The organism is bacterium (assembly GCA_016703265.1).
Lineage (GTDB): Bacteria > Krumholzibacteriota > Krumholzibacteriia > LZORAL124-64-63 > LZORAL124-64-63 > CAINDZ01.
In genome coordinates this window covers 1-9,614 of sequence record JADJCK010000020.1, presented here as the reverse complement: position 1 = coordinate 9,614, position 9,614 = coordinate 1, and the positions used below count along the sequence as shown (strand labels likewise).

6 protein-coding genes are annotated in these 9,614 nt (G+C 69.8%); 5 read left to right on the top strand and 1 reads right to left on the bottom strand.

Going from position 1 to position 9,614, the window contains the following annotated elements; translation table 11 throughout:
* Positions 1-499: 499 nt before the first annotated feature.
* Complete coding sequence (locus IPG61_20245; GenBank protein ID MBK6736350.1) at positions 500-1,924, top strand: hypothetical protein; 1,425 nt, start codon at positions 500-502, stop codon at positions 1,922-1,924.
* 467 nt (positions 1,925-2,391) lie between these two features.
* On the top strand, positions 2,392-3,090 hold the full coding sequence (locus IPG61_20240) for a hypothetical protein (protein MBK6736349.1): 699 nt from the start codon (positions 2,392-2,394) through the stop codon (positions 3,088-3,090).
* Between the two features lie 295 nt (positions 3,091-3,385).
* Here the strand turns inward: IPG61_20240 and IPG61_20235 are convergent, their stop codons facing one another.
* Positions 3,386-4,933, bottom strand: a complete 1,548-nt coding sequence (locus IPG61_20235) for a hypothetical protein (protein ID MBK6736348.1) — start codon at positions 4,931-4,933, stop codon at positions 3,386-3,388.
* Between IPG61_20235 and IPG61_20230 the strand changes: the two genes are divergently transcribed.
* From IPG61_20230 to IPG61_20220, 3 genes are all read left to right on the top strand, one after another.
* Complete coding sequence (locus IPG61_20230) at positions 4,851-5,987, top strand: hypothetical protein (protein MBK6736347.1); 1,137 nt, start codon at positions 4,851-4,853, stop codon at positions 5,985-5,987. The two genes, IPG61_20235 and IPG61_20230, sit on opposite strands and share 83 nt — an antisense overlap.
* 664 nt (positions 5,988-6,651) lie before the next feature.
* Positions 6,652-8,778: a TM0106 family RecB-like putative nuclease gene (locus IPG61_20225; protein MBK6736346.1), complete on the top strand. Its 2,127-nt coding sequence runs from the start codon at positions 6,652-6,654 to the stop codon at positions 8,776-8,778.
* Positions 8,702-9,556, top strand: coding sequence for a hypothetical protein (locus tag IPG61_20220; GenBank protein MBK6736345.1), 855 nt, complete (start codon positions 8,702-8,704; stop codon positions 9,554-9,556). The genes IPG61_20225 and IPG61_20220 overlap by 77 nt, the downstream gene beginning before the upstream one ends.
* Positions 9,557-9,614: the final 58 nt, after the last annotated feature.

Genomic DNA, 9,614 nt, shown 5'->3' with positions numbered 1-9,614 from the left:
CGCTGACTGATCGCCACGCGCTGCTTTGGCGCAAGGTCGGGTGCGGTGTGAGGGCCAACCGCAATTCCTTGACAAAGTCCCAGATTTCTGATATAACGGCACTCGCGTTGTAGAGATGTCCACGTCTGCAGCGCGGATTCGAGCAATACCATCGCATAGTCTTGGTCCGCAGTCTTGTTACCTTGAACCCGTTCCCTGCCAGTGGAAGAATGCCGTGCGCCATCAGATTCATCGCCGGCACGCAGGGGTTCTCGGTATCTCATGCACCCGCACGTCAGTTGAAGTCAGGACAAATCCTGGGAACCCCGCTGCGTGTGCGGGCCAATGTTCATGGGCCCGGCGCATAAGCGCGGGCCATGCGGCCGCCCCGTGGCGGCGCACATGACGTTCATCGTCGTACCCTAAGACACGCTAACAACAAGGTGGATTTTTCCGTCCGGCCGTGACGGCCGGTTCCGTTCGCCTGTATCAAACATGTGCCTTCGAACCGGAGATCCATATGCCGAAAATGAACACGACGACCAAGACCAAGACCAAGACCGCGACGAAGCCCGCGAAGAAGCCCATTACCAAACCCCAACCCTGGCCCCGCTTCCCCGGCGCCCCCCTCCTGAAATCCTGGGCCGCCGACCTGAAATCCGCCTGCGCCGCTGCCGACGAGGCCGAATGGCGCGACGTCGGCCGCGCCGTCATCCTCGTGGTCGCCAGCGAGAGCCAGGCCGAGGAGTCCGCGCGGCGCGTGGCGATGGAAGCCGGGATGCGCTTCATCGCCATCGACACCGCCGGCATGAAGGACCTGCCGCCGCACGCCGAGCTGCTGAAGGACGCGCCCGCGATGGTCTGGCTGGAGCCCGACGAATGGATGGAAGTCCCGCTGGACGAGGACACCCCGGCCTGGGCCGAGGAGAAGCAGCGCATCCAGGAGCAGCTCGCCGCCTGGGTCGAGGCGTTCGACTCGCGGAGCCCGGTCGTCGTGGTCACGGCCTGCGACCACCTCAACAACGTCTCGGGCGCCATCGACCGCCCGGGCATCTTCGACCGCTACCTCGCGCTGCCGCCGAAGCCGCTCGAGCAGCTGGGCGAGGAGTTCATCGAGAACCTCGGCGCCGCCGCCTTCTCGGATGCGCTGCGCGCGTCGCCGGCCAAGCTCGGCAAGTGGGTCGAGCAGGAGTGCGAGAGCCCGCGGCGGCGCAAGCTGGCGTTGCTCTACCTGCGCCGCCTGGGGCGTCGCGAGCAGCGGCCGCTCGAGTTCCTCGACCTGATGCACCTGGCGACTCACGGCTACGTCGAGGAGGCCGAACTCCCGACCGAGGATGACGAGATCCGCCGCTCGATCGCTGCCCACGAGGCCGGCCATGCGGCCATGGCCATCCTCGACTCGAAGGGGAAGAACATCCCGGACTACTGTTCGATCGTGCCGGGAACCGACTTCTTGGGCGTCGTCACCGATTCGATCGCCTACCGCGCCTCGCTGGGCGAACGCACCACCTACGCCGACTTCCGGCACCGGATCCGGATCCGGCTGGCGGGGCGGGCGGCGGAGGAGCTGGCCTACGGCCCGGAGAACATCTCGACCGGCGCCGGCGGCGACCTGGCATCGGCCTGCAAGCGGGCGTTCACCGCCTTCGGGCACTGGGGCTTCGCGCCGGACATGGCGTCGCACGAACAGGCGTCGGGCAATCTCGGCGTGGTGTTGGGCGACCCGACCCCACTCGGAGCGGGCCCGCCTCGAGGGCCAGGTCCGCGCCTACCTGGCTCGCGAGTACCGTCACGTCTACCAGGTGCTCGAGGAGAATCGCTCCCTGGTCGACGCCATCGCCGACCGGCTCATGTCCGCTCCGATCATCGACCAGGAGCAGTTGCTGGAGCTCAGTCGGCAGCATGGCTGCGCCTGAGCCCCGGCACGGTCATCACGGCGAAATGATTTCAACCGCTGCCATGGGGGGAGAGTTCCATGTCTGGTGAGAACCGCGCCGCCATCGACGCCCTCATCCTGGAGAGCCGCCGCAACCTGCTCGACCTGAGCCTGCGCAACCGCATGCTCAACCACCGGGTCACCAAGACCCGGGACATCGAGGTCGTGGGCGGGCAGCCCGCGGAGATCCTGCGGGCCCTGGTGACCGGGCTGTCCGCCCTGGGCTTCGCCGGCGTGGACGACGAGCCGCCCGGCGGCAGCCAGGCTTCGCTCGCGCTCGAGCCGGCGGTCCGGCCGCTGCAGACCAGGATCCCCAGTTCCGAGCTGCAGTTGCGCCTGCTGAAGATCCACGTCGATGCGCGCACGGCGCTTGAGGAGCAGGGGGCGAACCTCCTGTACCTGGCGCTCGGCATGGTGGAGTGGTTCGAGTCGCCCGAGGCCGAAGAGCCCGGCGAGCCCCGCTGCTGCTGGTGCCGGTGGCGCTCCAGCGCAGCGGGTCGGACCGCTTCACGCTCCGGTACTCGGGCGAGGACGTCGGGACCAACCTCTCGTTCGCGGCCAAGCTCAAGGACGAGTATCGCGTGGACCTGCCCATCCTGGCCGACGACGACGAGATCGATGTGGCTGCCTACTTCGACGCCGTCGAGTCCGCCATCTCGGGGATCGATCGCTGGCGCGTGGCCCGCGACAGGGTCGTGCTCGGCTTCTTCACCTTCGCCCGCTTCCTGATGTACCGCGACCTGGACCCGGCCGGCTGGCCGGCCCAGGACGGTCCGGGCGACCACACGGTCATGGACGCGCTGGTGACGCGCTTTGCCGACCTGGACTGCCCGCTCTCCGAGAGCGCTTTCCTTGACGACCTGCGCCCGGTTGGCGAGGTGCACGAAGTCGTCGACGCCGACAGCTCCCAGGTCCTGGCCCTTGAGGACGTGAAGGCCGGCCGCACCCTGGTCATCGAGGGGCCGCCGGGCACGGGCAAGTCGCAGACCATCACGAACCTGATCGCCGAGGCCGTGGCCTCCGGGCGCAAGGTCCTGTTCGTCTCCGAGAAGATGGCGGCCCTGTCCGTGGTCAAGCGCAACCTCGACCAGGTGGGCCTGGGCGACGCCTGCCTGGACTCCACAGCCACCAGGCCAACAAGCGGGAGTTCATCCGCGAGCTCGAGCGCACCCTGAACCTGGCCGCGCCGCGCGCCATCGACGCCGACACGCAGCTGGCGCAGCTCGCGGCGGCGCGAGACCGCCTCACGGCCTACGACCGGGAACTGCACGAGGTCATCGGCGACAGCCTGATCACGCCGCACCAGGCCATGGGCCGGCTGCTGCAGCTCGGGGCGGCCTCGCGCCCCGGGGTCCGCAGCCAGTTCGCCGAGGTTCAGATGCGCGACCGGCGCACCATGGCGCCGCTGCTCGAGCTGGCGGCGCGACTGCAGGCCCGTCTCGACAGCGGCGGCCCGCCGCACCTGAACCCCTACCGCGGCTGTCGGCCCAGGGCGCTGTTGCCGATGGACCGGCCGCTTCTCGAGCGCGAGTTGCACGAGGCGACTGCCGCCGCGGCGCGGCTGTGCGAAAGCAGCACCGGGCTGGCCCGCGCCCTGCGGTTGCCCGCGCCGGACCACGTCGGGCAGGTGGCGTCGCTGGCGTCGCTGGCCACCGGGCTCTCGGACGGCCCGGCCTGCGCGGACCGGGCTGCGCTCGACGCCCCGACTGGCTGGCCGGCGAGGCGTCGGTGAAGGCGGGCCTTGCTGCGGGCGCGATGCTGGACGAGCTCCATTGCGCGCATGATCCGGCACTCCGTGAAGGCGCCTGGCAGGCGGACGTGGCCGCGGCCGCCGGCGTGCTCCGGCGGTTCGAGCGCCGCTGGTGGCGCGGGCTGTCGCCTGCGTTCCGTGGTGCCCGCTCGCTCGGCCGTGACCTGCTGCGCAGCCCGGAGGCGCTCCCGCTCGCAACGCTGATGACGCTGCTCGAGGCCATCGACCGCGCGCAGCGGCTCGAGACGGACTTCGCGGCCGCCGCGCCGACGTGCGCCCGCCTGCTGGGTGGGTTGTGGCGCGACAGGCAGACCGACTGGAACGTCGCGGGCGCGGCCGCCGCGTGGGCCCTGTCGCTCCATCGCGATGTCGAGGCTGGCGCTGCTCCCCGGGAAGTCCTGAAGCTGCGCTTCACGCCGGCCCTCTGCGCCGAGCTGCTGCGGTGCGCGCAGGAGGTCGGCAGCGCCCTCGACGCGTACCGGCAGAAGTGGTCGGCGCTCGACATCCGCCTCGCGCCCGGCCCCGAGTTGTTTCCCGCCGGCTGGGAGGAAACCCCCATCGCCGCGCAGCACGCGTTGCTCGACGCCTGGCTGGCCGACCCCGAGCGCCTGTGGCACCACGTCGGCTACCGCGCCGTGCGCGACGAGGTCGTGGCCGCCGGCCTGCCCTCGCTGGGCGCCATCGCCGACGAATGGACCACCGACCAGCCGCCGCTGCCCTGGGTCCTGGAAGCCACGTGGCTCGAGGGGCTGCTTCGGCGCGCGTTTTCCGAGCGGCGCCTGCTGGCCGCCTTCGACGCGCCGGAGCACGAGCAACTTGTTACCCGCTTCGCCGACATGGACCGCAGTGTGCTGCGCCTGAACCGGGCCCGCGTGGCGGCGGCCCACCACGCCGCCTTGCCGAGCCGGGCGGGCGGCGGCGCCATGGGGATTCTGGCCACCCAGATCGGCCTGAAGCAGCGGCACCTGCCGATCCGCCGCCTCATGGAACGCTGCTGGCAGCCCGTGCTGGCGATCAAGCCGATCCTGATGATGAGCCCCATGTCCGTGGCCATGTTCCTGCCGCCGGATGGGCCGCGGTTCGACCTCGTCATCTTCGACGAGGCCAGCCCAGGTCCGGCCCGAGGACGCCTTCGGGGCCGTCCTGCGCGGGTCGCAGGTGGTCGTGGTTGGGGACAGCAAGCAGATGCCGCCGACGTCGTTCTTCGCGCGCCTGGCCAGCGGCGACGAGTCCGAGGAGGAGGCCGCCGAATCGGGCGTGCGCGACATGGAGAGCATCCTGGGCCTGTTCCGCGCGCGCAACGCGCCCTACCGGCAGTTGCGCTGGCACTACCGCAGCCGGCACCACTCGCTGATCGCCGTCTCGAACCGCGAGTTCTACGACGACCGCCTGGTTGTCTTCCCGAGCCCCGGCGACGGCGACGGCAGCGGCCGCTTCGGCCTCTCGCTGCGGCACCTGCCGGACACCGCCTACGGACGGGGCGGGTCCCGCTCCAACGCGGCCGAGGCGCGCGCCGTGGCCGAGGCGGTGGCCGAGCACGCGCGCACCTCCCCGGATCTGTCGCTGGGCGTGGCGGCCTTCAGCCAGGCGCAGCAGGACGCCATCCAGACGCAGCTCGAGCGCATGCGCACGGAGTACCCGGAACTGCGCCAGCTGGAAACGAGGCACCCGCAGGAGCCGGTCTTCGTCAAGAACCTCGAGAATGTGCAGGGCGACGAACGCGACACCATCATCTTCAGCGTCGGCTACGGGCGCGACGCGGACGGCTACCTCAGCCATTCGTTCGGGCCGCTCAACCTCGACGGTGGCGAACGCCGCCTCAACGTCCTGATCAGCCGCGCCAAGCATCGCTGCGTCGTGTTCTGCAACTTCGTGCACCACGACCTCGACCTGCAGCGCTCCCAGTCCCGCGGCGTGCGCACGCTGAAGACGTTCCTGAAGTACGCCGAGACCCGCGAACTGGACACACCGAGGCCCGTCGGCGGCGACCCGGAGTCGCCCTTCGAGGAGGCCGTGCTTGCCGCGCTGGTCGCCCGCGGCCACCGCGTCGACTGCCAGGTCGGGTCGGCGGGCTTCCGCCTGGACTTCGCCATCGCCGATCCGGACCAGCCGCGCCGCTACCTGCCGGGGACCGGGTGCGACGGCGCCGAGTCCCACAGCGCCTGCTCGGCCCGCGACCGCGACCGGCTGCGCGAACAGGTGCTGGTGGCGAGGGGCTGGCGCCTGCACCGCATCTGGGGGCCGACGTGGTTCCGGGATCCGGAGGGCTGTCTGGATCGCATTGATGAGGCGGTGCGCGCGGCACGGAGTCAGGTCGGGTAGCGGCTGGGGCGAACTTGTCGATTGCCGCGGGAGACCCTGGGCGCGAAAATGTCAGACATCAACCAAAGGTGGATATCCATGTCCCATGCGTCCAACGAGAAGCTTCTTTCGCCCACGAAGCTGGCGAACCACCTCTCCTGCGCGCACCTCACGCAGCTCGACCTGCAGCGCGCCCGGGGAGAACTGAAGATCGAGTTCGTACCGGATGCGCGGCTGCAGGCCATGATCGAGCGCGGCCGGCAGTTCGAGGCTGAGTTTGTCCAGAAGCTGTGCGCGGCTGGACTGCAGGTTGTGACGCTGGGCGCGGGCAACTCCGTCGACGACACGCTGTCGCACATGAAGGCGGGCGCCGAGGTCATCGTGCAGGCCCCCCTGGCCAACGACCGGTTCCGCGGGTACGCCGACGTTCTCCTGCGCGTCCCGGTGCCGTCGCAGCTGGGGGACTGGTCGTACGAGGTCCTCGACACCAAGCTCGCCACGGAGACCAAGGCCGGGACCATCCTGCAGCTATTGACCTATGGCGACATGATCTTTGGCCTGCAGGGACTGGCCCCCGAACATTTCCATGTCCAGACGCCGCTGGGCCGCGAGACCTACCGCACCGACGACTTCGGGGCCTATGGCTGTCGCGGCCGATCCGCCGCCCGTCACCTACCCGGAGCCGGTGCCGCACTGCGACGTCTGCGTCTACTGGCAGCACTGCGAGCAGCAGCGCCGCCGGGACGACCACCTCTCGCTGGTGGCGGGCCTGGGCCGCAGCCACCAGCGGGAGCTCGCGCAGCAGCAGATCGGCACGCTGACCGCGCTGGCGGAGTGCCGCGGTGAGTTGCCGGCCGAGCCGGCCCGCGGCAGTCGCGACACGTTCCGCAAGCTCGGCCACCAGGCGGCCCTGCAGCTCGAGGCCCGCACGACGCGCCCGATCCCGTACGCCTTCCTGGACGCCGAGAAGGGCTGCGGCCTGGCCCGGTTGCCGGAGCCGTCGCCCGGCGACCTGTTCCTCGACTTCGAGGGCGATCCGTTCGTCGGCGAAGGCGGCCGCGAATACCTGACCGGGTGGACAAACACCGACGGTGACTACACTGCGGTGTGGGCCTTCACTGACGGCGCGGAGAAGCGCGCCACCGAGGCATTCCTCGACGCCGTGAAGGCGCGGCTGCAGCAGTATCCGGACCTTCACATCTACCACTTCGCGGCGTACGAGCCGGCCGCCCTGAAGCGCCTGGTGACGCGGCACGGGACGCGTGCGCTGTTCTTGGACGAACTGCTGCGCAGCCAGCGCTTCGTCGACCTCCGCACGGTCGTGCGCGAAGGACTGCGCATCGGCATCGAGAGCTACGGCCTGAAGCCGCTCGAGGAACTGTTCGGCTACCGCCGCGAACTGGCCCTGCAGGACGCGGCCAGGGCGCGGGCCCAGCTTGAGATCGCCCTGGAACTGAACGACGCCGAGGAGATACCCGACGTCGTGCAGGCGGCCGTCGCCGACTACAACCGCGACGATTGTCGCGCCACCAAGGCGCTGCGGGACTGGCTGGAGGGACTGCGTGGGTCGCGGGTGGCGGACGGTGTGGAATTGCCGCGGCCTTTGGGCAGGTCGGGGGAGGCGAACGAGGCGGTCAGCGATCGCGAAGAGCGCATCAGGGATGTCGTCGATCGTCTCAAGGCCGGGCTGCCCGACGACCGCCTGACCTGGACGCCCGAACAGCGCTCGAAGGCGCTGCTCGCCGACCTGGTTGGCTACTTCCAGCGCGAGGACAAGTGCGCCTTCTGGGAGCACTACAACCTGAGGAACCTCCGGCCGAGGATCGGGAGGGCAATCGCGAGATGCTGGCGGGGCTCCAGTACGTGGACGTGGCCGAGAGGCAGGGGAAGGAACGCAAGCCCGCGCCATGTCTACCGGTTCCCGCCCCAGGACTCGGCGATCGAGGACGAAGAAGTCTATCCCGTGGCCTCGGAAGATCCGAACGACGGCTTTGGCACGTCGCTGGGCAAGGTGGTCGGGATCGACCTTGTGCGCGGAGAGGTCACCATCAGAACGTCGGGCAAGGCCGTTGGCCTGCACCCGACCGCGATCTTCCGCAAACAGCACATCGGTGCGGCGTGCTTGAGATCCTCCTGCTCGCCTTTGGTGGGCATGTATGCGAGCACGGGCTTGAAGATCGCACGGCGTGGGGGCCGGCGCGCGACCTGCTCACGCAGGTCGACTCCGCGCCTGCGCAACCCGCCGAGGGCCCGCTGTTGGCGTCCGGATGAGGACGCGGTGGCCGCTCTGACGCGCCTGTGCCTCGACCTCGACGGTTCGGTGTTGCCGTTGCAGGGTCCGCCCGGCACCGGGAAGAGCTACTCGGGCGCCAGGGCGATCCTTGACCTTGTGGCCGCCGGCAAGAAGGTGGGCATCACCGCTGTGGGTCACAAAGTGATCGACAACCTGCTGGGGAAGGTTGCCGAGGCATCCCTTGAGCGCGGGAGCGCGCCGCTCCTGCTGCACAGGCACGAGGGCGAGGCCCCGGACGGCGTCGAATACGTGAAGGCCGACGAGGCGATCGCCGGGCTGGCTGACGGAGCCATCGTCGGCGGAACGGCGTGGCTGTGGGCCAGCGATGCCGCCGAGGACGTCCTCGACTACCTGTTCGTCGACGAGGCCGGCCAGATGTCCCTGGCCGCTGTCCTGGCCGCGTCGCGAGCCGCGCGCAATCTCGTGCTGCTCGGCGATCCGCATGCAGCTCGAGCAGCCGAGCCGCGGCTCCCACCCCGAGGGCGCCGACCGCGCCGCCCTCAAGCACCTGCTGGATGAGGATCGGAAGACGCTGAGGCCGGACCAGGGCCTGTTCCTCGGCGAGACCTGGCGCATGCATCCGACGATCACCGGCTTGACCTCGGAGCTCTACTACGAAGGCCGCCTGGGCGCCAGGGATGCCTGCGATCAGCAGCGCCTCGACGGCACGGACGGCTTCGACGGCGCCGGGTTGTGGCTGTGCCCCGTCGAACACGAGGGCAACCAGTCGAGGTCCGACGAGGAGGTGGCGGCCGTCGTCGCCGCGTGCGGGCGCGTCCTGCAGCCGGGAGCTTCCTGGACGGACATGCGCGGAAACGTGCGTGCACTCACGCCCGATGACGTTCTCGTGGTCGCGCCCTACAACGCGCAGGTGGCGGCGCTGGCGCGCGCGCTGCGCCCGCTCGGGGTGGCCCGCGTGGGCACCGTGGACCGCTTCCAGGGCCAGGAGGCGCCGGTCGTGGTGTACTCATGCACCAGTTCGTCGGCCGAGGAAGCGCCGCGCGGGATGGGCTTCCTCTACGACCCGCACCGTTTCAACGTGGCCACGAGCCGCGCCAGGGCCTGCGTCGTGGTCGTCGCCAGTCCGAAGCTGCTGGAGCCGGAGTGCAGGTCGCCTGAGCAGATGAGGATGGCCAACGGGATGTGCAGGTTCGGGGAGATGAGTGGGCGGGTGCTGTTGCCTGACGCCGGCGCAGATGATCGCAGGAAGACCGTGCGGACTTCGAGAAAGGACTATCCATGCAGCGTATCGAATTGTCAGAGAATGGAATGCGACTCGGTACTGTGGGCGCAATGAGATTGCGCACGGGAGCATGGTCGCGGATGTAACCTGTGACTGAACAGCGACCGTAATC